This is a genomic window from Pedobacter sp. NEAU-ZC8, assembly GCF_059278965.1.
In genome coordinates, this window is the sequence record NZ_JCAJXC010000005.1 from 78,314 (window position 1) to 103,530 (window position 25,217).

General features: G+C 41.2%; 30 protein-coding genes and 1 pseudogene. 19 read left to right on the forward strand and 12 right to left on the reverse strand.

Annotation, left to right across the window (positions count from 1 at the left end):
• Nucleotides 1–27: 27 nt before the first annotated feature.
• The 9 genes from AC5WJX_RS05720 to AC5WJX_RS05760 form a co-directional block, all read right to left on the reverse strand.
• A complete protein-coding gene (locus AC5WJX_RS05720) occupies nucleotides 28–831 on the reverse strand; it encodes an SDR family oxidoreductase (RefSeq protein WP_494483734.1) in 804 nt (267 codons plus the stop codon).
• Nucleotides 831–1,643, reverse strand: coding sequence for an SDR family oxidoreductase (locus tag AC5WJX_RS05725; RefSeq protein WP_494483735.1), 813 nt, complete (start codon nucleotides 1,641–1,643; stop codon nucleotides 831–833). The genes AC5WJX_RS05720 and AC5WJX_RS05725 overlap by 1 nt, the downstream gene beginning before the upstream one ends.
• A 127-nt stretch (nucleotides 1,644–1,770) precedes the next feature.
• On the reverse strand, nucleotides 1,771–2,415 hold the full coding sequence (locus AC5WJX_RS05730; RefSeq protein ID WP_494483736.1) for a DUF2652 domain-containing protein: 645 nt from the start codon (nucleotides 2,413–2,415) through the stop codon (nucleotides 1,771–1,773).
• 228 nt (nucleotides 2,416–2,643) lie between these two features.
• Nucleotides 2,644–3,435, reverse strand: coding sequence for an SDR family oxidoreductase (locus tag AC5WJX_RS05735; protein WP_494483737.1), 792 nt, complete (start codon nucleotides 3,433–3,435; stop codon nucleotides 2,644–2,646).
• Nucleotides 3,436–3,467: 32 nt separating this feature from the next.
• On the reverse strand, nucleotides 3,468–4,895 hold the full coding sequence (locus AC5WJX_RS05740) for a TolC family protein (RefSeq protein WP_494483738.1): 1,428 nt from the start codon (nucleotides 4,893–4,895) through the stop codon (nucleotides 3,468–3,470).
• Between the two features lie 4 nt (nucleotides 4,896–4,899).
• Entirely contained in the window at nucleotides 4,900–8,109 is a 3,210-nt protein-coding gene (locus AC5WJX_RS05745; RefSeq protein ID WP_494483739.1) for an efflux RND transporter permease subunit, read from the reverse strand.
• A 6-nt stretch (nucleotides 8,110–8,115) separates the two neighbouring features.
• Nucleotides 8,116–9,306, reverse strand: a complete 1,191-nt coding sequence (locus tag AC5WJX_RS05750) for an efflux RND transporter periplasmic adaptor subunit (RefSeq protein ID WP_494483740.1) — start codon at nucleotides 9,304–9,306, stop codon at nucleotides 8,116–8,118.
• 46 nt (nucleotides 9,307–9,352) lie between these two features.
• The gene (locus AC5WJX_RS05755; protein ID WP_494483741.1) at nucleotides 9,353–9,994 is read right to left on the reverse strand and encodes a TetR/AcrR family transcriptional regulator; all 642 of its coding nucleotides are present in this window, start codon (nucleotides 9,992–9,994) and stop codon (nucleotides 9,353–9,355) included.
• A gap of 112 nt (nucleotides 9,995–10,106) precedes the next feature.
• A complete protein-coding gene (locus tag AC5WJX_RS05760; RefSeq protein WP_494483742.1) occupies nucleotides 10,107–11,009 on the reverse strand; it encodes a helix-turn-helix domain-containing protein in 903 nt (300 codons plus the stop codon).
• Nucleotides 11,010–11,570: 561 nt separating this feature from the next.
• Here AC5WJX_RS05760 and AC5WJX_RS05765 point away from each other — a divergent pair.
• The 10 genes from AC5WJX_RS05765 (at nucleotide 11,571) to AC5WJX_RS05810 (ending at nucleotide 17,914) form a co-directional block, all read left to right on the forward strand.
• Complete coding sequence (locus tag AC5WJX_RS05765) at nucleotides 11,571–12,149, forward strand: TetR/AcrR family transcriptional regulator (protein ID WP_494483743.1); 579 nt, start codon at nucleotides 11,571–11,573, stop codon at nucleotides 12,147–12,149.
• Between the two features lie 282 nt (nucleotides 12,150–12,431).
• Entirely contained in the window at nucleotides 12,432–13,226 is a 795-nt protein-coding gene (locus tag AC5WJX_RS05770; RefSeq protein WP_494483744.1) for an SDR family oxidoreductase, read from the forward strand.
• Nucleotides 13,227–13,250: 24 nt separating this feature from the next.
• Nucleotides 13,251–13,742, forward strand: coding sequence for a nuclear transport factor 2 family protein (locus AC5WJX_RS05775; RefSeq protein ID WP_494483745.1), 492 nt, complete (start codon nucleotides 13,251–13,253; stop codon nucleotides 13,740–13,742).
• The gene (locus AC5WJX_RS05780) at nucleotides 13,729–14,457 is read left to right on the forward strand and encodes an SDR family oxidoreductase (protein WP_494483746.1); all 729 of its coding nucleotides are present in this window, start codon (nucleotides 13,729–13,731) and stop codon (nucleotides 14,455–14,457) included. Before AC5WJX_RS05775 ends, AC5WJX_RS05780 begins: the two co-directional genes overlap by 14 nt.
• 47 nt (nucleotides 14,458–14,504) lie before the next feature.
• The gene (locus AC5WJX_RS05785; RefSeq protein WP_494483747.1) at nucleotides 14,505–14,831 is read left to right on the forward strand and encodes a MazG-like protein; all 327 of its coding nucleotides are present in this window, start codon (nucleotides 14,505–14,507) and stop codon (nucleotides 14,829–14,831) included.
• 3 nt (nucleotides 14,832–14,834) lie between these two features.
• Nucleotides 14,835–15,836, forward strand: a complete 1,002-nt coding sequence (locus AC5WJX_RS05790; protein ID WP_494483748.1) for a saccharopine dehydrogenase family protein — start codon at nucleotides 14,835–14,837, stop codon at nucleotides 15,834–15,836.
• A gap of 84 nt (nucleotides 15,837–15,920) precedes the next feature.
• Nucleotides 15,921–16,493: a TetR/AcrR family transcriptional regulator gene (locus tag AC5WJX_RS05795; RefSeq protein WP_494483749.1), complete on the forward strand. Its 573-nt coding sequence runs from the start codon at nucleotides 15,921–15,923 to the stop codon at nucleotides 16,491–16,493.
• 14 nt (nucleotides 16,494–16,507) lie between these two features.
• Entirely contained in the window at nucleotides 16,508–16,765 is a 258-nt protein-coding gene (locus tag AC5WJX_RS05800) for a hypothetical protein (protein WP_494483750.1), read from the forward strand.
• Between the two features lie 161 nt (nucleotides 16,766–16,926).
• Nucleotides 16,927–17,325, forward strand: coding sequence for a PPC domain-containing DNA-binding protein (locus AC5WJX_RS05805; RefSeq protein ID WP_494483751.1), 399 nt, complete (start codon nucleotides 16,927–16,929; stop codon nucleotides 17,323–17,325).
• A 97-nt stretch (nucleotides 17,326–17,422) separates the two neighbouring features.
• Entirely contained in the window at nucleotides 17,423–17,914 is a 492-nt protein-coding gene (locus AC5WJX_RS05810) for a VOC family protein (protein WP_494483752.1), read from the forward strand.
• A gap of 164 nt (nucleotides 17,915–18,078) precedes the next feature.
• On the opposite strand, the pseudogene AC5WJX_RS05815 reads toward AC5WJX_RS05810, so the two are convergent.
• Nucleotides 18,079–18,203 (reverse strand): annotated as a pseudogene (locus AC5WJX_RS05815) (IS256 family transposase); the annotation flags it as partial.
• Nucleotides 18,204–18,559: 356 nt separating this feature from the next.
• Here AC5WJX_RS05815 and AC5WJX_RS05820 point away from each other — a divergent pair.
• From AC5WJX_RS05820 to AC5WJX_RS05860, 9 genes are all read left to right on the forward strand, one after another.
• Entirely contained in the window at nucleotides 18,560–19,033 is a 474-nt protein-coding gene (locus tag AC5WJX_RS05820; RefSeq protein ID WP_494483753.1) for a LexA family protein, read from the forward strand.
• Nucleotides 18,996–19,934 (forward strand): Y-family DNA polymerase, encoded by a 939-nt coding sequence (locus AC5WJX_RS05825; protein WP_494483754.1) that lies wholly within the window; start codon nucleotides 18,996–18,998, stop codon nucleotides 19,932–19,934. The genes AC5WJX_RS05820 and AC5WJX_RS05825 overlap by 38 nt, the downstream gene beginning before the upstream one ends.
• Before the next feature lie 58 nt (nucleotides 19,935–19,992).
• Nucleotides 19,993–20,295, forward strand: coding sequence for a hypothetical protein (locus AC5WJX_RS05830; RefSeq protein ID WP_494483755.1), 303 nt, complete (start codon nucleotides 19,993–19,995; stop codon nucleotides 20,293–20,295).
• Nucleotides 20,259–20,735, forward strand: a complete 477-nt coding sequence (locus AC5WJX_RS05835; RefSeq protein WP_494483756.1) for a hypothetical protein — start codon at nucleotides 20,259–20,261, stop codon at nucleotides 20,733–20,735. The genes AC5WJX_RS05830 and AC5WJX_RS05835 overlap by 37 nt, the downstream gene beginning before the upstream one ends.
• Nucleotides 20,659–20,913 carry a transposase gene (locus AC5WJX_RS05840; protein WP_440427643.1) on the forward strand — a complete coding sequence of 85 codons (255 nt, stop codon included), beginning with the start codon at nucleotides 20,659–20,661 and terminating at the stop codon, nucleotides 20,911–20,913. Before AC5WJX_RS05835 ends, AC5WJX_RS05840 begins: the two co-directional genes overlap by 77 nt.
• Before the next feature lie 398 nt (nucleotides 20,914–21,311).
• Nucleotides 21,312–21,641, forward strand: coding sequence for a hypothetical protein (locus tag AC5WJX_RS05845; RefSeq protein ID WP_440427641.1), 330 nt, complete (start codon nucleotides 21,312–21,314; stop codon nucleotides 21,639–21,641).
• A gap of 19 nt (nucleotides 21,642–21,660) precedes the next feature.
• The gene (locus tag AC5WJX_RS05850) at nucleotides 21,661–21,954 is read left to right on the forward strand and encodes a hypothetical protein (protein WP_440427639.1); all 294 of its coding nucleotides are present in this window, start codon (nucleotides 21,661–21,663) and stop codon (nucleotides 21,952–21,954) included.
• 33 nt (nucleotides 21,955–21,987) lie between these two features.
• The gene (locus AC5WJX_RS05855; RefSeq protein WP_440427637.1) at nucleotides 21,988–22,842 is read left to right on the forward strand and encodes an SAM-dependent methyltransferase; all 855 of its coding nucleotides are present in this window, start codon (nucleotides 21,988–21,990) and stop codon (nucleotides 22,840–22,842) included.
• Nucleotides 22,843–22,878: 36 nt separating this feature from the next.
• On the forward strand, nucleotides 22,879–23,202 hold the full coding sequence (locus tag AC5WJX_RS05860) for a hypothetical protein (protein WP_494483757.1): 324 nt from the start codon (nucleotides 22,879–22,881) through the stop codon (nucleotides 23,200–23,202).
• Nucleotides 23,203–23,535: 333 nt separating this feature from the next.
• Here the strand turns inward: AC5WJX_RS05860 and AC5WJX_RS05865 are convergent, their stop codons facing one another.
• Together AC5WJX_RS05865 and AC5WJX_RS05870 are read right to left on the reverse strand one after the other, a co-directional pair.
• A complete protein-coding gene (locus tag AC5WJX_RS05865) occupies nucleotides 23,536–23,862 on the reverse strand; it encodes a transposase (RefSeq protein ID WP_494483758.1) in 327 nt (108 codons plus the stop codon).
• Between the two features lie 1,201 nt (nucleotides 23,863–25,063).
• Nucleotides 25,064–25,210 (reverse strand): HD domain-containing protein, encoded by a 147-nt coding sequence (locus AC5WJX_RS05870; RefSeq protein WP_494483828.1) that lies wholly within the window; start codon nucleotides 25,208–25,210, stop codon nucleotides 25,064–25,066.
• Between the last annotated feature and the right edge of the window lie 7 nt (nucleotides 25,211–25,217).

The following is a 25,217-nucleotide window of genomic DNA, read 5'->3' on the forward strand; positions in this document are numbered from 1 at the left end:
ATGAGATTCTGGTCAGGGTTAGTGACTCTAGAATAGAAACTGAGTACGTATTTTTTTAAATTGTCCTTCCGGTGTCAATTCAAGACGATCGCCGTATAAAGCAATAGCATCATTACCGGCAACATATCTTAGTTGATCTTTTTCATCAGTAGCCGCATTGTAAATTATTTGAGCTACGTCTTCTGCTTTTGTGTAATTAGCAACTTGTTCGGCACTATAACCCGCACTAACTTTGGCCACTAGTTTTTGATATGCTTCATGAATTCCTCCTTTCAAGGACCTTCCAGCAAAATCAGTCTGCATACCACCGGGCGCTATTACTTTCACTTTGACTCCAAATTGGGCGAGCTCATAAGCAAGGGCTTCAGAAAGGCCATCCACGGCAAATTTGGTTGCATTGTAAATTGAGCACGTAGGGTATCCTAATAGCCCAAATGTGGAAGTAATGTTGATGAACACACCGTTTCTCCTTTTTCTAAAATATGGAATGAATGCTCTGGTAACATTGATTACACCTAGTAAATTAGTGTCTATTTGCATTTGGATCTGTTCATCGCTGAAAGCCTCCAATGGTCCGATTAAACCATAACCTGCATTGTTCACGACTACATCTAATGAATGCATGCTTAGAATTTCCGCCACTGTTCTTCTGATCTGTGCTGCGTCTGTAACATCCAGTGGCAGCACCGTTACATTTGGAAGTTCCGTTAATTCTTTTTCGTTGTCGGGTTTGCGCATGGTGGCAATTACATGCCAGCCAGATGCCTGAAATAATTTAGCGGTTGCTTTTCCCAGTCCGGATGAGGCTCCGGTAATAAAAATGGTTTTCATTAGAAATATAGTCTGCTAATTTGTTCAAATTGTTCCTGTTGTCCCAGTTTTTCGCGGTCACTTGCTATTTTCTGAGCATCCGGGCCTGCTATATAGCGTAATTGAGACTTGTTATCAGTTGCAGCTTCAAAAACCACTTTAGCCACATCTTCGGGTGATGAAAAGTGAACTTCAGTACTACCATCTTCAAATCCGGCAATCATCTTGTTCCATAAAGGTGAATAAGGCTCACTTTCAACATATGCTAATGATCGCCCTGCATAATCAGTGGCCATTCCACCGGGAGCAATTGTTTTTAAACGAATACCGAATTGATTTACTTCATAATTAACAGCTTCGCTCCAGCCTTCCAACGCAAATTTGGTAGCACTATAAACAGAAGCCAATGGATTGGCCGCTATCCCCGCTGCAGATGTCGTAGTTAGCAGGATTCCTTTCTTTTGATGCTTTCTGAAATAGGTAATAAAAGGCTGTGCTACCCTAAGAACACCGATAAAGTTGGTTTCAATTTGCCGGCGGATATCATCATCCGAATACGCTTCAAAGCCACCGACCATACCATATCCTGCGTTGTTGAACACTACATCTACATCAAATTGATTTAATACTTCGTCAATTGTAGATCTTACCTGATTTGGATCGGTAACGTCTAAAGCATATAGAAATACATTATCAAGCTGGCTTAATTCTTTTTCGCTGGCCGGGTTACGCATGGTGGCAATCACATTCCATCCACTTGTTTGAAACAGTTTAGCCGCTGCTTTGCCTAATCCAGATGAAGCTCCGGTAATAAAAATTGTTTTCTTTTCCATTTTGTTAAGTTTTAATTCTTCTGTTTTCGCTTATACAAATGTCTGGTTCAATTTTTCGGACTGATTAGCCGAAATGGTGCTTATTGTAGCCGTAATGGTATTATAAACAGCAGTTAATGACATACATCTATACAGCAACCAGGGATTTCGAATGAAGTTCAGGAATGAAGCGGAGCCAGGTAAAACAAATACGTTCTAAATGGTTGTAAGTCTCGCAAACCCTGTTTGCAAAACCTATACGATTATCCGGTAATAGCTCACTATTCAGCAGATTGTCTGTTATGATTAGATATTCATCGCCGTCAATAGAATTCTTTAATAGCCGATGGGCTTCAATAACCGATGTCCCATATAGTTTTGTGAACCTGCCTATGTGGTACTCAGTAAGAGGCCCGTAATGAGCGATCATTTTCAGGCTGAGCTTAAGTTCAATGCCGGTCTCACGCGACAATTTGGATAATTCAATGCTAAATCTATGCTGCATTGTGCTAAATTGTGCCAGAACTTCTTCAGAAGATAACCTTCTGCCAAGCTTGTAGAAAAGAATAGCGTCACCTTCGATTTCTGAAACTTTCAGCCCCAGAATGTTGCAGTCCAGTAATACCGTTAGCAATCTGGAGATTACATATTTGCCGGTGCCAATATCAGTGTCGTGTACAAACTTTGTAAATCCACTGATATCAGGAATGAGCAGACTGCCCTGGTTTAAAGTGGCAAAATCAGAAGTTTCACTTCCAGTGCCCGGGGAGTTGTTGTATTGCAGATATTTCATGATGTGCGTATTAAGTAGTATCACTTTCTATTTCCTTTAAAAGGACTAATACAAAGGTGTAATAACCAGGCGTGCCGCATGTTGCCGGAATGGGGTTACCTGTAGCCGGAATGGAGCATCATTGTTATAAAGTAGAAGCTTTTTGCAATAATATCACCCTTGATCTAACCATATTTCCTGGTGAACAAGGGTGATAAATTGTTTTTACTCTTCAGCTGAAATGTTCTTTTATACGGGTCCAAATGCGCTTGCCTGCCCACCGTCAACAGCAATAACTTGCCCATTTAGGTATGAACAGTCTTCGCTTAAAAGAAATGCAACCACTTTTGCAACCTCTTCAGGCTGACCTAATCGTTTAGCAGGGTTCCTTTGTGAGGCTTCTATTTCCGCGGCTTTGGGGTTTTCAGGGTTCATTATTAGAAAAGCCTCCTCTACCATTGGCGTGTAAATAAAACCAGGCGCAATAGCATTAGTAATAACCCCATTCTTTGCATATTCAATTGCAGCAACTTTTGTTAATCCTGCAACTGCATGTTTGGTGGCTACATAGGCTGTTCTATCAACCACGCCATGTATTCCGGCCACTGATGATACATTTACAATTCTGCCATAACCCTGCTTCTTCATAACCGGGATCACATAGCGTAATCCGTAATGTATTCCCATTAAATTGACATCAATTACTTTTTTAAACAAGTCAGTATCGTAATCAATTAATTTTGCCTGACCACCTTCAATTCCTGCATTGTTGTAAAATCCATCAATTCTGCCGAAAGCAGCAACTGTTTCCTGGACATAATTTTTTACCGCTGCTTCATCCGAAACATCCGCAATAATAGTGATCAGTTCTACCCCAGGAAACGATTCAACAATCGCAGCTTTTGCTTTCTGCAAGGCAGCTTCGTTGAGGTCTACCAGTGCAAGGTGAGCTCCTTGTGATGCCGCTTCCTTCGCAGCCGCTAGTCCAAGTCCCATTGCTGCCCCTGTGATCACAATTGTTTTTTCTTTAAGTGTACTCATGGTAATTTTTGTTAGTTAATCTTCTTATATAATTATTTCCAGCCTCCACCCACTGAGCGGTACAATTCAACTGACGCATCCAGCTGCGCACGTTTTAATTCCGCTGATTGCAGCTGGCTTTGCAAAACATTCGATTGTGCGGTAATCACTTCGAGGTAATTGGCCATTCCATTCCTGAAAAGGAGCCCTGCATTTATAGTTGCTTGTTGCAGGGTCTCTGTTCGCTGATCAGCGACGGACCGCTGTTGTGCTAATTTGTCAATCCTGACCAATGCATCCGACACTTCTCCAACGGCGGTCAGAACCTGCTGACGGAACATGATTACAGATTTTTCCCGCTCAATTACAGCAAGTTCATATTGAGTTCTTAATCGTCGCTTTTGAAACACCGGCTGAGTAAGATTACCCATGGCATTTCCGAACAGTGAAGCAGGGAGCGTGAACCAGTTGCTTGCACGGAAGGAATTAATGCCACCCTGGGCAGTAATAGTCAGTGCAGGGTACATATTGGCCTTATTTAAACCAACCTGTGCATTTGCCCTGTCAATTTCCAGCTCCGCACTTTTAACATCAGGACGCATATTCAACAGTGCAGCAGGAATTCCCGCACTGATTGAATTTAATGGAAAAAACTGATCGAGTGAAGCCGCACGCTGAACAGGTCCTGGTACTTTACCCAGCAGGAGACTGACGGCATTTTCCTGTATAGTTATATCTTGTTCAAAGCGGGGCACCAACTGCGCAGCGGTTAATTGCTGCGCCTGTGCTTGTTGGACAGCTAAAGAGGTTACCTGTCCAGCATCATACTGTAACTGTATAATCCGGAGCGTGCTGTCATTAAGGGCAACGTTTTCCCTGGCAATTCCAACCTGAGCATCCAGCATCAGCAGATTATAATAACCCCGCGATATATCCGAAACAAGCTGTGTCTGAATGGCTTTTCTTGCTTCGGTTGTTTGGAGAAAAGCCGCCAGCGCATCCGATTTTTGATTCCGGACTTTACCCCAGATATCAGCTTCCCAGGAGAGGGCAGCAGCAGCTGTATAGTCTTCTATATGCTTACTATCTAAAAACTGACTTAGCGTCAAGCCATTTAAACTATTGTCTGAAGGGCGGCTGGTTGTGCCCGTTACTGCCAGATTAATGGTGGGCAACTGGCCGACCCTTGCCTGCTTCAATAACTTTTGAGCGGCATCAATGTTTCGGATCGCAACCTGGAGATCGTTATTTCTTATAAGCGCGGTATCAATCAGCACTTTAAGATAACTTTCCTGCAAAAATTCTCTCAAGGGTAACGATCCAACTGAAGTCGTATCGCTTGATTGGGAACCGCGATAACTTCCAGGAAGTATATCCGATGGCTTGGGAATATCCCGGGAGACCTTACAGGAACTCACCGCGATCAGGATGCCGGTCAATAAATAGGTAGTTGGCTGTTTTATAAATGCTTTTATTTTCATTTTACTAATGATTGGTCTGGTGCTTAAAATGTACTTCAGGTGTCGGCAGGTCATATAATGACTCTTCATCAGGATCCAGGTCCGTAGGGATCCCCGTGAACCGTTCCTGCAATCCCTGGAAAATCACGAATAACACCGGGATAATTAAAAGTCCAAGCAGAACCCCTGCAGTCATGCCGCCGGCAGCGCCGATACTGATCGAGTGGTTACCCTGAGCCGATGGTCCGGATGCAAACATCATCGGAATCAGACCGGCAACAAACGCTGCCGAGGTCATAATAATTGGTCTGATCCTTGCCTTAGCAGCGTTAATTGCAGCATCAAGAATGCTTTCTCCGTTCTTGCGCCGCTGTAAAGCAAACTCTACGATCAAAATTGCGTTCTTAGCGAGCAGGCCAATCAGCATGATCAGCGCTACCTGTACATAAATATTGTTTTCGATACCCGCAAGCCCGATGGTGGCGAAAACACCGAAAATACCGGTGGGGATAGAAAGCATTACCGCAAATGGCAAAATGTAACTCTCGTATTGGGCCGAGAGCAGGAAGTAAACGAACACCAGACACAGGATAAAGATAATGGTAGACTGTCCGCCGGAAGCGATTTCCTCCTTAGTGATACCACTAAACTCATAGCTGTATCCGGTTGGAAGCTTGCTTGCGGCAACCTCTTTTACGGCATTAATCGCATCGCCGGTGCTAAAGCCGGGTTTTGGAATGGCATTGATCTTGATCGAATTGAACAGGTTATACCTGGAAGCCATTTCTGTACCGTAAACCCTTTTAAGTTTAACCAGGGTACTGATCGGAACACTTTCACCGGTTTTGTTCTTGACGTATACGCCGTTTATGGCTGATGGATCAGTCCTGTCAGCTTTATCAGCCTGTACCATTACTCTGTAATACCGCCCAAAGCGATTAAAGTCGGATGCCTGAGTAGAGCCGAAGTATGTCTGCATTGTTTGTAGTATATCCTTGGTACTTACGCCAAGCTGATCTGCTTTGACATCATCAACTTCTAGCTCTAATTGCGGATAGTCAGCGCGGAAAGTAGTAAAAGCAAGAGCGATCTCGGGCCGTTTCATCAATTCAGCGATGAACTCGTTACCAACTGTACCAAACTTTGCCAACTGACCGCTGCCGGTTTTATCCTGCAAAACAAAGTCAAGTCCATCAATATTGCTGAAGCCAGGTACAGTCGGAAAAGTAAATACAAAGCAATCTGCTGTTTTGATGGCTGCAAGCTTACTTTGGATAATGCCCACAATCTCATTGATATCCTTTACTGGTCCACGATCTTTTCGAGGCTTAAGCAGCACGAAGGTAATGTTGGCAGAAGGGCTGCCGGTGAAGGTCAGTAAATCAAAACCACTGGTCGTACTGAGCACACGCAGGTAGGGTTCATCGAGCAGGATCTTTTCGATCTCTTTAGCGACCTTCACGTTTCGATCAAGCGATGCGCCTGGCGGAAGTGATACAGATACTGCAATAAAGCCCTGATCTTCTGAAGGGATAAACCCGGTTTTGGTGCGGGTCATCAGTACACCTGTAGCTAGAATCAATATGGCCAACGCTGCCATGCTTATCCATTTATGGCCTATAAGGAACCGCAAACTATTACTATAGCGGTTAGTCATGTTGTCAAAGCTGGTATTAAACCCCTTAAAGAATCTTCCGGCAAAGCCTTTGCGGTGTGAGCCTTCCTCTTCCATGTGGACATTCTTTAGAAATAATGCAGCCAGGGCAGGACTCAGGGTAAGCGCGTTTACAGCCGAAATCACAATAGCGATGGCCATGGTAAAAGCGAATTGCCGGTAAAAGACGCCAGTGGATCCCTTTAAAAATCCCACCGGCAGGAACACCGCTGCCATAATAAGCGTAATGGCTATGATCGCTCCTGAAATTTCATGCATGGCTTTGATAGTAGCTTTCTTTGCAGGAAGGTGATCATGTTCCATTTTTGCATGAACCGCCTCGACGACGACAATCGCATCATCAACTACAATTCCTATAGCCAGCACGAGTGCAAAAAGCGTCAGCAAGTTAACCGTGAAACCGAATAAGTTCATGAAAAAGAAGGTACCAAGTATCGCCACCGGTACTGCAATTGCTGGTATCAGGGTAGAGCGGAAATCCTGAAGGAATAAGTAAACAACAATAAATACCAGAATAAATGCTTCAATCAGTGTATGTTTTACCTGGGTAATAGATTCATCAAGCGCATCTTTCGTGTTGTAAAGAACGATGTATTTGATTCCTTTTGGGAAGTCTTTTGCTGCCTTGTCCATGACCTCCAGAATTTTTATCTGAATTTCATTGGAGTTTGAACCGGACAACTGGAAAATGCCAATCATAAATCCGGTCTTACCATTGATGGATGTACTGCTTCCATATGTATAGGAGCCGAATTCAATCCGCGCTACATCTTTAAGGCGAAGCACTGAACCATCTGCATTTGCTCTGATCACTATATTTTCGTAATCTTCAGGCTTACTTAATTTCCCTTTATATTTGATGATATATTCGAATGCTTCTGAACTGCTCTCTCCGAGTCGTCCTGGTGCTGCCTCCAAACTTTTATCCTGAATGACAGCCATAATGTCTTTAGGTGTTACGTTATAGCTGGCCATTTGCTGAGGTTTTAGCCAAACCCGCATAGAATAATCTTTATTACCTCCAAGCATAGAAACAGCACCCACACCTTCAATCCGTTTAATTTCCGGAATGATGTTAATCTGTGCGTAATTGACCAGGAAGGTGTAATCATACTTACTGGTATCGTCTGTGATCAGATCGATTGACATTATATTACTATTCTGCTGCTTTGTGGTGGTAATACCTTGCTGGATAACCTCGGGGGGTAATTGGCTTTGCGCCTGTGATACCCGGTTTTGTACATTGACTGCTGCCTGGTCGGCATCAGTACCGAGTTTGAAGTATACGCTGATCACAAGGATACCATCATTACTGGCAGTAGAGTTCATGTACATCATATTCTCCACACCATTAATAGATTCTTCCAGAGATGGCGCTACCGATCTTAATAAGGTTTCTGCATTTGCTCCCGGATAGGTAGCCGTTACCTGAATTGCAGGAGGAGCGATATCCGGGAATTGCTCAAGTGGTAACTGGGTCAACCCCAATATACCCAATATCACTAGTAGCACGGATATGACCGTTGCGAGCACCGGGCGCTGTATGAACTTTTTTATCATGATAATTTATTTATTGTTTTCGTTAGCGGCTAACGGAATATTCGTTATGCTTTGTGGTTTAATTTGGTCACCTTCTTTCAAATGTTCAATGCCGGAGGCCACGATTTTGGTACCTGCCTTAATTCCGTTGCTGACCAAATATTTATCCCCGCTTTTACCGGTTATAATAATTGGCTGCCTGCTAACCTTATTACTGTCACCTACTGCAAAGACAAATGTTTTATCCTGCAATTCAATAGTAGACTCCTGGGGAATTAAAGTTGTGTTTTCATGGACCAGACTTAGGCGAACTTTTCCTGTATTGCCTGATCGCAGCATCATTTCCGGGTTGTCAAAAGTGGCTCTTAAAGTCACCGCACCCGTATTTTTATCGAACTGCCCGTCTACCATATCAATCCGGCCCGGCAGATTATAGACACTGTTGTCGGCAAGAACCAGCCTGGCCGCTGGCAGGTTTTTTAACTTTTCATCCAACGTTGCACCTTTGTACAGCTTTTTAAAGCTGATGAAGTCACTTTCGCTCAGTGAAAAATATACATGGACTTCATGGATATCGGAAAGCAAAGTAAGTGGCGCGGGATCATTCGATGTAACCAGACTACCCATTCTTTTGTTCAGCCTGCCGATATAGCCACTTACTGGTGCCTTTAACTTGGTATACTCCAGATCTATCTGCGCTGTTCTGACGTTCGCACGGGCCTGTTCTATATTTCCTTCCGCCGTCTCCCTTGCTGAATACGCTGTTTTTAACTGATAGCTTGATATGACCTTATTTTGAACAAGCGGGGTAAGTTTATCAATTTCCAGTTTGGCATTGGCCAGCGCGCCTTCAGAAGCATGAAGACTGGCTTTCGCGTTGTTTAATCGTTCCCTAAATGGACGGTCATCAAGTTGAAACAGCAGCTGACCTTTCTGTACATATTTACCCTCATCAACAAAAACCTGCTGAATTTTGCCGTCCACCTGTGGGCGTACTTCAACGTTTATTAATCCCTCAATAGCTGCAGGATATTCCTTAAATGTGGTTACTGTATCGGCCCTGACGGTCATAACCGGCAGTTCTTTAACAGCGGAGAGCTGAACTGGTTGGTCCTCGCTGCATCCCCAGAATAGGGCAACTAATATCAGGGGAGCAATTCGTTGTTTATTAAATAAAGAAAATAGCCCTTTATCGAGGTTAGATCTGAAATTTGACATAATTAAGTATTTACTGGTTTAAGTGTTCGTTAGTTAAAAGAAAGGGTTATACTTCTTCGATGTATGGCTCTTTCGAAAGGTTGTTGTCAGGAGCAATAAGGGTGTCGATAATGCCAGAGATGGCTTCGGTTAAGATTTGTTCGCTTATTTTCTGCGGAACATGACGGCCAATCAGGTTGATTGATATTAGACCATGCACAAATGACCAGCATGCGTAATAATATTTTTCAATAGTCTCACCGGCTTCTTCTTTCTGGTCCAGTAGCAGGCCGATTACCTCGGAGAAAAGTGTAGCAGGAACCTGCGAATCTGTTAGTGGCTCATTAATATCGCAGCAGGTTGTTTCTATGCCAAACATAATTTGATAAAGATGTTGCTCAGCAAAAGCAAAGTCCCAGTAAGCAAGCCACATGAGCAGCAGTTGCTGTTTAAGGTCATTACTGTTCTTTCTTGCCTGATCGATTTTTTCCGAAAGCTTCAAAAAGCCCAGCCGTGCCAGCTCCTGAAGCAATGCTTCCTTACTGCTGAAATATTCATATATGATGGGAGGGGTATATTCTATGAAATCGGCAATCTTCCGCATGCTCAGCGAATTCCAGCCAGCTTCTTTTCCAATAACTAGTGCGGCACCCAGGATATTATGCCGGATATTTTCTTTATGCCTGTTAATTCTTTCTTTGCTTCCCATAGTAACTTATCTGTCAGCATATCCCTAAATGGCGATAGCTTTATTAACAGTGTAAAGGTAGGAGGCCCTTAGTCTAGGAAATATTGCATAATCAAACGGAAATATTGCAATTTCAAACAACTAAGGTTTTACGGAAGGCGCTCGGGGTGGCATGTCCGTTTTTCTTAAAAAATTTGATGAAGTGGGCAAGGTCTTCAAACCCTAAGCACCAGGCAATCTCCATAATATTCCAGTCTGTATTTTGAAGCAAAATCCTTGCTTCCTGCATAATTCGGTCAGCAATTAGTTGTGAAGTTGTTTTATCAGTCACTTCTTTTAAAGAACGGTTTAAATGATTGACATGAACTGACAATGTATCTGCGAACTCAACAGGGTGCCGAAGATGCATCCGATTGGATGTATTTAAAATCGGGAATTGTCCTTCTAAAAGTTCATTGAAGCAGGCAGCAATCCGGAGGGAACTGTTAGATTCCCTAGGATGTAATTCCGCTGCAGGCTGTAGCTTAAGTGTGTCCAGGATTAATTGTAGTACCTGCGTTCTCAGTACGTCATATTTGTAGCCGAAATCCATAGCCATTTCATTTTCCATTTGCTGAAAAACTTTTGTAAACAATTCCATCTGAGCAGCAGTAATTTCTATAAGAGGGGAAACGCCTGGTTTAAAGAGTGGATAGTCGCTGATTTTAGCAAATTGATCAAAAAAGTGTTCCTTAAAAACACAAAAATACCCTGGATATTGCTTACCAATCGGCTCAAAGCGATAAACCATGTTAGGCCTTGAAAAAAGAATAGCATACTCTTTATATTCAATGACCTTATCAGCATAATACATACGGCTATGCCCATGATGAAGACTAATCTTAAAAAGTCCTTTACGGTTATAAGGCTGACAGAGGAGATGTTGATCAACAGGTGCATGGACCACCTTAAAATCACCAGGAAACAATTCTTCACGCAAAACCCACTTATTATCAGAGTCGATATGGTGCTCGGGCATTAAAAGCTGTGTATTCATAATCTCCACTTTATGTTTTCTGTATCGTTTGTTTCAAATTTAAATCTGATGATATAGAACACTTCTTAAGTATTCTATAGTTTTCTTGTCTTAACTATGCCAATGAAGTATTTTTAAGTGCTAGCCTTTTGTTGTAACCCGTGATTGGCATAAAAATCAAATCTATACAAAAGTATGTTCTGAAACGATTGTTCCTGATTTAAATATTTTTAATTACTTTGCCGGGACATTTAATGAGATGCTAATTCTCAATTAGTTGTAAGTTCTTTAGACATTTTTAGTTTCCACCAAAAAGAAAGACCAAGGTTAAACATTGGCTTCCATAGTCTTGGAAATGGCATTACAAGAATTTGCAAAAAACCTGCTGTACTGTTTCTACACCCGGTTTTTAAGTTTGCTGGGTAATATCTATAGGGGCATCGGCATTTAAAAGGCACGGTTATTTAAAACTACTATCCTGTTCGTACATTATGAAAGCTTCTTAATGCTGGAAATTGTAATCTAAAAATGACATTAATATAAAACAAATGTTTTAAAATTAAGTTATGTTTGCAGGTAAATATGGCAAGGAACGTAGAATTTAACGAGGATGAAGCAATTCAAAAAGCGATGGAGGTCTTTTGGAAAAAGGGCTATAATGGCGCTTCTGTGCGTAATCTGACCGATGCCATGAATATAAACAGCAGTAGCCTCTATAATACCGTCGGAGATAAGCACCAGCTTTTTGTAAAATGTATCCGTAATTATACTCAAGGGAGGATGCGTGATGCTCTTGCTCATGCAGGTAATATTAAATCACCTTTGAAGGCTATAATTAATTACATTAACGATGCTGTTAATACTATTCTTTATAATAATGATAGCTGTTTAGCCATAAAAACAACCTTTGAAGTGGCTGCCTCAGATCCTGATGTGCAGGCAGTACTTAAGGAAGACAATGATTTTACGCATAAATTCCTCCTTGATCTAATTAACAAGGCTATACAGGCTAAAGAGATTGATGCTGATACAGACGCTGAGACGCTTACTGATTTTATCATCATGATGTTTGCGGGCTGGCACGAGTCATACATCTTGCATAAGAATCCTATAAAAATTAAGAAAATGGCTAAATATTTAATAAACCAGATTTCAAGCTAAAAATTTTTTAACCAATATTGAAACAAACGATTCAAATTTATTTACATATTAATGACGTCTTTATTTAAAACGATCGATTCAGAAATAAGCATAAAAGCAGGGTAAAATTCATTTAAACTTCAAGTATCCCATTGCAATGCCAACAACATTAATACACCGAAATGCCGATATACCTCTGCTGACAAAAGCAGAATAGAATAATTGACCCAATAACAGAAACAAGATTTACGCATATCTAAAAAAGCTTTACAACAATAGTATCAAATTTTAAAAAGAAAGAAAATGGACAACAAAGACTTGATCTCCACAGAATTAGCCGGTAAAATCGCTCTGGTAACCGGTGGTACAAAAGGCATTGGAAAAGCAATCGCAGACAGACTAGCTCAGGCTGGAGCTACGGTGATTATTACTGCAAGAAATGCGCCGGCAGATAATCATTTCGGACATCATTTTATCAAATGTGACTTAGCAAAAGCAGAAGAAACAGCACCTGTTATCAATGGAATTCTAAAAGAATTCGGAATAATCGATATTCTGGTTAATAACATGGGTGGATCTAGTAGTCCTTCAGGTGGCTTCAGCACTTTAACGGACGAACACTGGGAAAATGACTTACATCTAAATTTGTTAGCCCCGGTACGGGTGGACAGAGCCATACTTCCAACTATGCTGGAAAAGAAAAGCGGGGTTATTATCCATATTTCATCATTGAGTGGTGTTATTCCGCTATGGGAATCTCTTGGTGCTTATGCAGTTGCAAAGGCAGCTTTAAATAGCTACAGCAAATGTTTGGCGAAAGAAGTTTCGCCAAAAGGGGTTCGCGTGTTGACGGTGTCCCCAGGAATGGTAAAAACGGAAACTATGGACGGTTACCTGCAATCATTAGCTACCGAGGCCGGGATAAGTGTCGAGGAAACTACGCAAAATTTAATGAAAAAGTTGGGTGGCATTCCAATGGGCAGGATGGCAAATTCGCAAGATATTGCTGAAATGGTTGGTTACCTGGTTTCACCAAGGGCATCATACCTGTCGGGAGCAAACTATATAATTGATGGCGGCTCAAACCCGACTGTTTAGTATCAAATCTTTAAAACTTGAGACATGGATCAGTCAAAATATAAAATCAGTAGTGAAAGAGCTATTGAAAATTTAATCGCGCAATATACCCACCTTCTTGATAAAGGTGACTTCGCCGGAATTGGTGCAATGTTTACTCATGGCAGAATAGGTTCCATAGGAGAATTCACAGATGGTGCAGATATTGAAAAAATGCTTCAATCTAATCTGCAGGTATATCCAGGCGGCACCCCCCAAACGGCACATGTAACAACCAATACGGTGATTAGGATAAATGAAGCGGAAACATCCGCTACAGCAGTATCCTATGTGACTATTTTTCAACAGGACGCAGATAGGTCTTTTCCATTACAGCCGATTATGGTTGGTCAGTATGATGATACGTTTGATCACCTGGAAGGTGAATGGCATTTCAGGGAACGAAGCCTGTCGCTAATTCTAACAGGTGACCTGTCACACCACGCCCATCCTGAGGGACCTTCTGCAAAAAAATTAAAAGAAGATGAAGCAGATTAAAACCGCCCTGGTAACCGGGGCAAACAAAGGCATCGGACTGTCCACTGTAGAAGGATTGGCAAAACAAGGGTATAAGGTATGGCTGGGATCGCGGGATTTTTCGCGCGGTCAGTCTGCGGTTGAAAAACTTCGTGCCAAGGGTCTGGATGTGCATCTGCTTATGCTTGACGTTGCCGAGGATAGCAGTGTGATGAAAGCTGCCAGCGCTCTGGCTGACCAAACGGGGCACCTGAACGTTCTAATTAATAATGCCGGCGTTGCGTTGAACCTAAAAAGCCAACCGAGTCTTGAAAGTTTGGATGTTATCCGAGAAACCTATGAGGTTAATGTTTTTGGACCAATCCGCGTAACGCAGGCTTTACTGCCTTTGCTAAAGGCTGCCGATCATGCAAAAATAGTAATGGTTAGCAGTATTGTAGGCTCTATAAGTCTCAGCTCTGATCCCGACACCATTTATGGACAGGTCAATTTCATGGGCTATTCAAGTTCAAAAACAGCCTTAAATGCAGTTACCACTGCATTCGCTAAGGAACTTGGGCCTGCGGGCATAAAGGTTTATTCGGTTGAGCCGGGGCATATAAAGACAGACCTTAACGATAACACGGGAACACTCAGCACCGAGGACGGGGCCACCGTGCCTCTGCGGTATGCAACAATGAAACTTGATGTTCCAAATGGTGGTTTTTTTGGACCTGAAGGGATATTACCCTGGTAACCGACTAAGCAAATTGTAGTTTATTGATTTACAAATATTAATACCATATGAGCAAAGCATTGAATCTTAATGATGTAATCCACAGATCTGAAGAGATAAGGAAACTGTATCATCTACTGGAACTTGCCCATCACGGCAGTGAATGGACTGTTGAAGAAGATGCCCTTGCCTTTCTTACTGACGCAGGATTGGTTGGCAGGTTAATCATGTCTCAACAAGGCCGCTGGCCAAAAGAAAATACAGAGAAGGAGCTATCCCATAAACTGGGGGAATGTATCTGGTGGTTGATCATAATTGCTAACCGAACAGGGCTTGATATTAATGCTAGCCTTGATGGTTTTCTTACTAACACAGAAAAACTTTTAAATAAATAATCTATGAATCACGAGACTATTCCCGGTAAATTGCTAATCTATGGGGCAACGGGTTATACCGGTACTATGATCTGCCATGAGGCTGCCCGAAGAGGAATCGATTTTGAGATCGCTGGCAGAAATGCAGAAAAACTTTCCATGCTTGCAGCGCAACTGCAAATTCCTTTTCATGCATTCGAAGTTGACGATATCTCTGGCTGGCAGCAAAGCCTCGATGGCAAGACTGCTTTACTTAATATCGCGGGGCCGTTTAGCGAAACAGCAGAGATGGCAATGGAAGCCTGTTTGCTCTATAAAGTACATTACTTTGATATTACAGCAGAAATTGATATTTACCGCCTTGCGGAATCTAAAGATGAGGCTGCAAAAGCAGCTGGCATTATGATTCTTTCCGGTGCCGGCCTGTTTGCCTCCTACGATCCGCTAGTATTGCATACTGCAAAAAGAGTTAAAAATCCTATTTCCCTGCGGGTCGCATTTAAATACTCAGGGGGGTTTACCCCCGGTTCTATAGCTAGCAGTGCTAATATCATTAGTGCAGGGTTACTTGTTAGAATAAATGGGGATATCCAAAAATTAAGGGAGGCTTCGCCTGCATCGTTCGATTTTGGAAGCGGGCCTGAAGAGTGCTTCCCAACCCCACTTGGTGGAATTGTATTAAGTTACAAATCAACAGGCATTCCAAATATCGAAGAGTATTTCCAGATGGCGCTTCCGGCAGAAACATCAGAAGTTGAAACGCTAAAACTTCAGCAGGGACAAACTGTAGCGCATGCTGAACAAGAAAAGAGTAAAATTGTGGCTGAAGTAACCGATGCTGATGGAACAATAGCCAGGTCTATGATAGAAATGCCAGATGGCTATATGCCCACAGTGACTTCCTCTTTGGAAATTGTATCACGCGCACTAGGCGGCTTATTTGAACCCGGTTTTCAATCCCCGGCATCTGCATATGGCGAGGGATTACTGAATGATCTGATTGATATAAAACTTATTGACCTTTAAAGCTTAGTTGCCATCTCTTCAATTAGGGAGATGGCAACTTCTGAATTCAGCATGTATAATGCATGTAATTATACCCAATAAATTATGGCAAGGAATATAGAATTCGACGAAGACATAGCAATTCAAAAAGCTATGGCTGTTTTTTGGAAGAAAGGCTTTGGTGGTACAACCATACGGGATCTTACTGAGGCAATGGATATTAACAGCAGTAGCTTGTACAATACCATAGGTGATAAACACCAGCTATTTGTAAAATGTATCAGTAACTACACTAAAAAGGGGATGGTTGCAGCAGGTGTATATTCTAAATTTGAATCTCCTCTACAAGCGGTTATTAGTTTTATAAATAATTCTGTGAATACAATTATTTCTGGTAATAGCTGTATGGCTATTCAAACGACATTTGAACTAGCCTCCAGTGATGCTAAAGTCCAAGCTTTAATCAAGGAAAGCAGTGGCTTCATTCATCAGATGCTATTAAAACTTATTATCCGAGCCCAGGAACTAACGGAGATAAGTGCAGATATAGAGGCGGAAACTACAACGAATTTTATTATTAGTTCGTTTACCGGATGGCAGGAATCTTATATCCTTCATGGTGACCCTAAAAGAATAAAAAAAATGGCTCAGTTACTTATAGGCCAGATCTCAAATTAATAAATAATGTCAAAATGGTTTTATTTGTAATTGTCCTCTCAACAATGATTAACACATCAAATGACTTAAAAAAAACTCAAATAATCATTTCGCAGTTTAAGAGTATTAAAGAATGGAGTTGCGATCTGGAAGATGAAGATAAAGTCCTGCGTATAATAAGCACCAGGGAAATAAGCGACACCTTAATTGGGGAGTTTAGAAAGGCTGGAGTTTCCACTCAAATCATGGAAGTGTTTAAAAAAACGGAAGACTCGAAAAATCAAAATAATTAACAATTCAGAGCAATTTTATTATACAATTTCGGTTTATGTTTAGGTCATTTAAATCAATCATCCTTGTCGTTTTACTTTGCTCCGCCACTTGTACATTGAAGGCTCAGCAAACTACTAGTAATTCCATTTGTCGCTATATAAAAACTTCTTCGGGTTATTTAATGGTACTTAGAGAGTCTGATAATGTCATCAAGGAAATTGAAAAACTTGCTGTAACAGAAAAAATTCCATCAGGTAGTTTTAGGGGGATAGGTTTTTCAGAAGAAGTGACTTTTGGTTTTTACGACTTTACTCTTAAGAAATTTAATCCAAGAACTTTGAATAAGGTAGAGATGGGAAGTCTTACAGGCTCCATAGCCTGGAATGGATCTACCCCGTCTATTCACATACACGGTGTGGCAACAGACAATCAGTTCAACGCCTATGGAGGACATATACTTTCCTTAATAGTAGGAACAGGCTCTGTGGAGATCTACATCACGGTTAATCAACAAAAGTTAGAACGAAAAGTGGAACAGCCCTTAAATGCAAACGTACTTCAACTCCCGTGTATACAATAAGCAGTCAAAAGATAAATTTGCTCTGCCAAAGATGATCCAAATTTTATCTGTTTTAACTATTTATGTCTATGTATTCATCTAAATATTAATATATAAAATGGAAAACAAAAAAACATTAGGTTTTACACGTGCCAATCACGTAGGAATCACCGTTAGCAATCTTGAAAAGTCAATTGCTTTTTATGAAGCACTAACAGGTATCAAAGTATCTAATATCGATGAAATAGGCGGCGCAAGGATGGCCAAAACACAGGGGCTGGAAGATACGAGAATCAAATACGCCAACCTTCATTTGGACAATTTGAATATTGATATTTTGGAATACGTGCTTCCCAGACCAGAGACTGCTTCTTATCAAAACAACCAGATAAGCGCCATGCATCTTTGTTTCGAAGTGGACGATATAGATGCATCCCTTGTGCGTTTAAAAGAAATCGGAATCGAACCGGACGGTGAATCAATCGTTTTTACGAAAGAAGACGGATTGAGTTCGGGGGTTGGTACTGCTGTTGCTTATTTTAAAGATCCTGATGGAACAAATCTGGAGATAATTGCACCGCAAGGACCTTTCAAAAGAAAAATCAATTAAGATCAAGAGAAATCTGACATTCAATGGAAAGCAGAACAGCTATAATCAGCGTCTAAATGCTATAGTAAGTAAGAGTGTTAATGTTAGATAAAGGGGACTTTGATCATTGGATCATGGTCCCTTTTTCTTGGTAAGAAGAGTGTAAAGTCGCCGAAGACTTTCAATCAATCACCAAATTTAATGTGCAGCTGCGACATTGTTAAGCCCTATTCCACATAGGCATTGTCCACTTTTTAGAGAAGTCTCTGTAGGCCAGATATACGAGCTTTAGCAATGACTGATCACTTGACTAGTTTGCATAAAAGGTTTAACGCTCAGCATATACCGCCAAAGCAATGAAATCTTAGTTTTATAGTTTTTATAATGAGTTACCAGATGACCAAACTACCTTTTCAGTCTATGATGAGTGAACAGCCTATTCAGGTAGTTCCTTTACAAGGCTCCTTTGGTCTACCACGTTTGCTAAGGCACCTTAACATAAGAAGGTTAATAAGCTTGGTTTACTAAACGGTCGTTTTTTATTTTACCGGCGACGTTAACACTAAAGCATTAGCTTGAGGTAGACCTATTTTTTTTAACAATGTACAGAATAGCCTTGGAATACTAAAAATATTAGTAGTATTTGTAGACTCAAATGGTTAGCTGATGAAAGAAATATTAATTTACGAGCGAGGAAAAGGGAGAGGTGCTTTAATGCCTCTTTTTGCAGAAAAAATACATGCCGGATTTGAAAGCCCAGCGGCTGATTACGAGGAAGCAAGGATTGATCTGAATGATTATGTTACAAAATATCCGGAAGCAACCTTTTTTGCAAAAGTAACTGGTGAATGTATGGTAGCTTCAGGAATCTTTCCTGATGATCTGCTTGTTGTTGATAAATCATTAACACCGTCATCAGGCGATATTGTAGTGGGTATTATTGATAATGAATTTATCCTCCGTTCCTATTTTAGGAAAGGGCAGAAAGAATACTTGATGCCCGATAACCCATATTTTAAGCCCATCGAAAGAAATGAAATTACTCATTTTGAAATTTGGGGGGTGGTGCCGCATAGTATTTTAGATCAAAGGAGGAGGAACGGTGCTCGCATTAATAGATTCGAACAACTTTTACGTTAGTGCTGAACGGGTTTTTCAGCCCGAGCTGCGAGGAAAAGCAGGTTGTGTGCTCTCCAATAATGATGGGTGCGCAATTTCCAGGTCCGATGAGGCTAAAGAAGAGCTAGGCATAAAGATGGGAACACCCTACTTTGCCATGCGTGAGCAGCAGCAAAGTGGTGCGCTCTGGTGGCGGTCCTCCAACTATACCCTTTATCAGGATATGATGAGAAGGATAACCTCCATTGTCCGCAAGACCTTTCCTGATCAGGAGATCTATTCCATAGATGAATGCTTTTGTGACCTTCAGGGTTATAAGTGTCATGACCTGCAGCAGCTTGCTTTAGATCTTAGAGCCAAGATTCTTCAATATACTGGAGTACCGGTTTGTATAGGAATAGGCCCTACTAAAACCCTTGCTAAAGTGGCTAATAAGCTTGCAAAAAAGCATCATAAAGATACGGGCGTACTTGTGTTGGAAGCACCGGCTCAGATTGAAGCTGCACTGAGACTTATCGAGATTGATGATGTTTGGGGCATTGGTCCACGATATGCCATAAAGTTGATCAAGGTTGGTGTTCAGAATGCTCATGATTTTATGAGCTTACCAGAAGACTTTGTCTTGAAGTTGATGACCATTCAAGGCAGAAGAACTTACCGGGAACTGCATGGGCATAGGTGTATTCCGATGGAGTATGACCGCCCCGACAAGGAAGGTATTTCAACAGCAAGATCTTTTGGTACCATGGAAACTGAACTGGCCCCGATGGAAGAGGCGCTTGCTACTTATGTAGCAAATGCAGCGTCGAAGCTAAGAGCACAAAATTCAGTATGTGCTAAGATGTTCATATTCTGCCACACCAGCCGGTTTGCAGTAGTACATGATCTTTATTGGATATTCCGCGCCAAAATATACCACTAAGCAGTGTTTAACCGCCAGTTACGCTAATTTTGTTTTGTAACCAAAAACCACTTGCAGTATGGTAAATAAGCTACTTAGTATACATAAGATAAGACAGATACTTTTATTCCTGGAGCGCGGTGTTTCCCAGCGCGCTATTGAGAAGGAAATAAAGACGACAAGAAAAACAATTGCACTCTACCTGCAAAAGTTCCAGCAAACTGGCCAGGAGTTAACCGAACTTTTGAAACTTCCAGACGAACGGTTGGAGCAGATTCTTGGCTTGCATAAGCCATCTGTACCACAGAATGCTGACCCCGCAAAGCTCATTTCATCAACCAGATCATGTACTTTAAAAAGGAACTTAGCCGCACTAGGGTGACCCGTTTACTGCTTTCCCCGGCAAAGCTTTTGGAAGTGGACTTCGCAAGCGATGTGCTACATTATGCAGATCCCTCAACAGGAGAACTTATACCCTGCCCGGTATATGTTGCCGTACTTCCTTTTAGCGGTTATGGTTATGTGGAGGCGCTTCCTGATGCCAAACTAGCTCAAGTGGTGAAGGCTTTGAATCATACCATCAATTACTTCTGGGGAGTTCCCCTGACCGTAAAGTCAGATAACATGAGACAGTGGGTCTCTAAAAGCTGTAATTATGAAGTGCGGATTGCTTATGATCAGGACACCGTTGAGGTCTATTACGAAGGTCAAAGAATCGCTGTCCATACCAGAAATTATACCAGCCATGGTTATACCACTATCAAAGATCATATGCCTGAAAGGCACCAGGCAATCTGTAGCAACTCCAAAGTGTGGCCTTAGAAATTTCGCCAAAAACCTATTGAAGGACTACGAGGCGGTAAATAACGCTTTAAAAACTGGAACAAGTAACGGCCAAGTTGAAGGGCAGGTTAAGCGCATTAAAAACATCAAGAGAAGAATGTACGGCAGAGCTGGCTTTCAGTTACTAAGAAAAATGATCCTAATAAAATCAGATTGAATCACCAAAAGTGACGGAGAACCACTTTAGTCAGAATATCTGCCATGGATAGTAGCATTCATCCAGGTTTCAAAATAGCTATAACTAGCTATTTCCTGTACTCTGATCCTTTCTTATATTTAATAAAATTAGTGAGCAATATGCTTTAAACGAATTGGCTCATCCCTAGCTTTTATCACCTCATTTCCAGTATTCTGTCAAAGCAAATCAGTCTCGAGCTTAGAACTAGCGGCATAATAACTCCTTGCAAAGCTTATACATTCATGGAAGAGAGAATCCTAATCAGCTAATTCAATTTTAAAAGTAGTTGAGCGTACTATTTTAGACAACTTACTTTTATTCTCATGTAATCTAAAAGAATGCCAATTAACATATATTAAAATCAAAATTTTAAGATCATGGCAGAAAATTTCACAAAGTTTCTTCTGGTGCTTGCAGAGAACCCTCAAGCATTGGCAAAGTACCAAGCAGAACCGGAAAAGTCCGCAAAAGAAGCTGGGTTATCAGCGGCCGAAAGAGCCATTTTGCAAAGTAACGATGCAGCACTCGTCCGTGATGCAGTCATTAATGATACGTCTTTGGGTGCATCAGCAGATTCTGCGGATGGAATAACCGTAGTTGTATTGACTTGGACTAGGGGAAGCTTGGACAAAGTTTTAACAACACGTCGAGACTTCTCGGCCCTTTCAAACCGCCTAACAGGCGGAGGTTCATTAGGTAGAGGATAAACTTTAAACAACAACCATTATGGCACAGGAATTAACAAATTTGATTCTTCGGCTTGCTGAAGATCCAAGAACACTTGAGGAGTTTTCTAATAATCCAGAACAGTATCTAAGGCAATCTGGCTTATCGTCTGAACAACAAGCAATAATCTCAAGTAAAGATGCAATCAAATTACGTGAAGCAATAGCAAGTGATATAAGTGTAGGTGATCAGGCAGCATTTGAATGGGTGGTCGTCATCGTGAATGTAGAAAGTAAAACAATCGCGTTAGAGGCTACACGAGGATTCACATTTTCACAGTACATGAAGAGGTGATCGAAATTATTAACCACTATTTAAATTACTAATATGGAAGCAAATAAAAAAGGCTCATTAATCATTGTTGGTACTGGTATCAGTGTTGTTGGTCAAATAACTTTGGAAAGTAAGGCGCATATGGAACAAGCTGATCGTTTAATCTACCTTGTCGCGGACCCGGCAACTATACACTGGGTAAGAAACTTAAACCCGAACAATGAATCTTTACAGCACTACTATCACGCTGAGAAAAAACGCATTATTACCTACTTAGAGATGGTAAAAAGAATTCTCACGTGTGTTCGTGCAGGTGAAAAGGTTTGTGCCGCGTTCTATGGCCATCCAGGGGTATTCGTCTTTCCTAGTCATGAGGCGATCAAGCAAGCCCGATCCGAAGGCTTTGACGCTAGAATGTTGCCCGGAATATCGGCAGAAGACTGTTTGTATGCTGATCTAGGTGTAGATCCCGGCGCCGATGGATGCCAAAGCTTTGAAGCATCTGATTTTCTATTGTTCAACAGAAGGTTTGATCCATATGTATCGTTGGTGTTGTGGCAGATAAGTGTAATTGGGGAATTGGGCTATAACACTGAGCGGAAATACAATAAGAATGGACTTGAAGTGTTAATCGATGTCCTACTTAAGGAATACTCACCTGACCAACTTGTGGTGGTTTATGAAGCGGCTCAATACCCGATCTGTCAGCCTAAAATAATCGAAACTACGCTAAATCAATTGTCAACAGCAAATATTTCTGGCATATCAACCCTTTATATTCCACCAAAGGGTTTAGCGGAGATCAATGAAGACATGCTGTATAAATTGGGTTTGACACTTAATGATCTAATACTTCCGGACGTATCTCTTGTTACCGAGACCGAGTCCAGCGTCGAGGCACAAAGTTAAGCGTCTTTCAGTAACGAAATAATTGTATGGACAGTTATGAAAAATTTTGCAGACTTTCTCATTGAACTAGCGACAGACCCCCTGTTATCTGAGTCCTTTCAAAATGAACCGAATAAAGCCGCAAAAAAAGTTGGCTTAACAAAAGAGCAAAAAGAACTGTTGCTTAGTAAAGATGCGTATCGCATAGCACAGTTAATCAGGCAGGAAAGTGGCCTTTCCCCCAATGATCCCGATGGGGGTTCACCAACTCAACAGGTTGTTATTTATCCAGTATACGTTGCAACAACTAATATTCATGCGGTTAGCAAACTCGAACTTATACAAAGGTTCAAAAATTTAACTAGAAGAACAAGTATGTAGAGTCTGAAGTATTTAGTCGGAATGTCTACTAAGATGCTAGCACCTAATTTATCGATTTATAATGAGTAAATAGTTCTCCTTAGTGATCGACGTTTTCGATTTCTTCTGGTCCTTTTTATCTGCACGATGATTCGATGCATCGATAATCTACCTCTTCACATATACATAGTTGAGTTTGTATATGTGGAGACCTAGATTGATTTGATTTACCTTAGATAGTACCGACAAGTGGGGGGCAAAAAACCTAACTTGTTTAACGATGTTGACAACATCTTTATAGTGGAATTGCAACAATAAAACGAACATTTTGTTAAGCTGCAATATTCCGTTTGTTTAAGTTTCTTTCAAGCTCTCTGGGGACATTAAGCCTATGGTAGAGTGCATTCTTTTTCGGTTGTACCAGGCTTCTATGTATTCAAACACCACGATTGCTACCTGGGCTTGATTTTCGAACTTGTTCTTGTATATACATTCGGCCTTTAATGTTTTAAAGAAGCTCTCCGCCACCGCATTGTCCCAGCAATTTCCTTTTCTGCTAATGCTTCTTATAATTAAGGGATTGCTTTCAAGTAATGTTTTGAATTCATTGCAGGCGTACTGAACACCCTGGTCAGAATGGAAGATCAGTTTCTGTGTAATTGGCCTATTTCTTTGTGCCATTCTAAATGCCCGGGACAACCGAATTATTGGTTTTCATTGTTGCGCTCAGCGCCCAACCGATTACTTTCCTGTCACCAATATCTATAACAGTTGTCAGCAGGCACAACCATCCCTGCTTTGTTTTAATATATGGTATATCCGATAGCCAGGCGGCCCCTAAAGTACCTGGCTTGAAATTCCGGTCTAATTTATTTTCATGTACCGTAGATTTATGATTCGAATCAGAAGTTATCTTGAATTTCTTTTTCACATACTTCTTAGATGGATCTTTTTCATAATTCTGGTAACCCGAGGTCTGTACACTTTATCTTCTTATTTCAGCGTTTTAGTAATTCTGGGGCTTCCAGATCTGCATTTACTTTCCCTAAAAACTTCCCAAAGTTCCTGCTCAGGTATCTGATTTTCACCATTCCGGCTTGATTGTGGAGGCTTCAACCAGGTGTAGAAACCACCACCTCTGCTTACTTTAAACGAAATACATCTTTACAAAAAAGTCTTGTATTCTATGGGCAAGGTAAAACTGAAGTTTGATCCATGTCATTTTTCACTTTCCACTCATAATCACCCGCCATAATTTTTGATAATTTCAGCACAAATGTACAAACCTATGCCCCGCTAGGCCTATAATGGAACCGATGATTACAAGCGGATGAAAGCGATTTAGCCTTAGTTTTAGAAAAGCCATCAAACCTAAAGTCGATATATTAGAATCGCAAGCATAGGCAGTCAAAAATCCTGAGAGGCAAAAGAAGAAGTCTATAGCAAGATATGCAGGTGAAATTAAGTTGTCTTTGTAGTACGTAAAGACAAACTCCATAAATGAAAGTCTACTACAGATACAGCAGCTATCCCCTGAAGGCCATCAAGAAGTTCAAAGTGTGGTCAGGTGTTTACCAGGCCTTTACTACAGGTCTGTTCATCCATGCATTAAAAAAGCAGGGTTCGGTCTACTGCAATGTAGATAAATTTCAAACTTTTCTTTTGCTGCCATTATCCCGATTTAGAAAAATGACAGTCAACTACTTTCTAAGAATTTCTTTTTCAACACTTTCCTGAAGGAGGTTTACGGCATACATCCAGATAGAACTTGGTCCCCGTTCAATGGCTTTTTTCTTGTTGTAAACCTTATCATAGTTCACATGGAATTCAGCCCAAGTACCCCCAATTGTTAGAAGTATTCTGCAAAAGTGGTTCAAACCTGTCAAGTTTTCGCGGTATAATAAATGAATGTATCGCCGGCGTCGATTTCAACTATGTCATGTACTAGCACCATTTTTAATACTTTAAGCACATCAATGGCACTATTTGCATGTTCTGCTAAGATGATGGTCATCATAGCAAGATGCATCAAACCT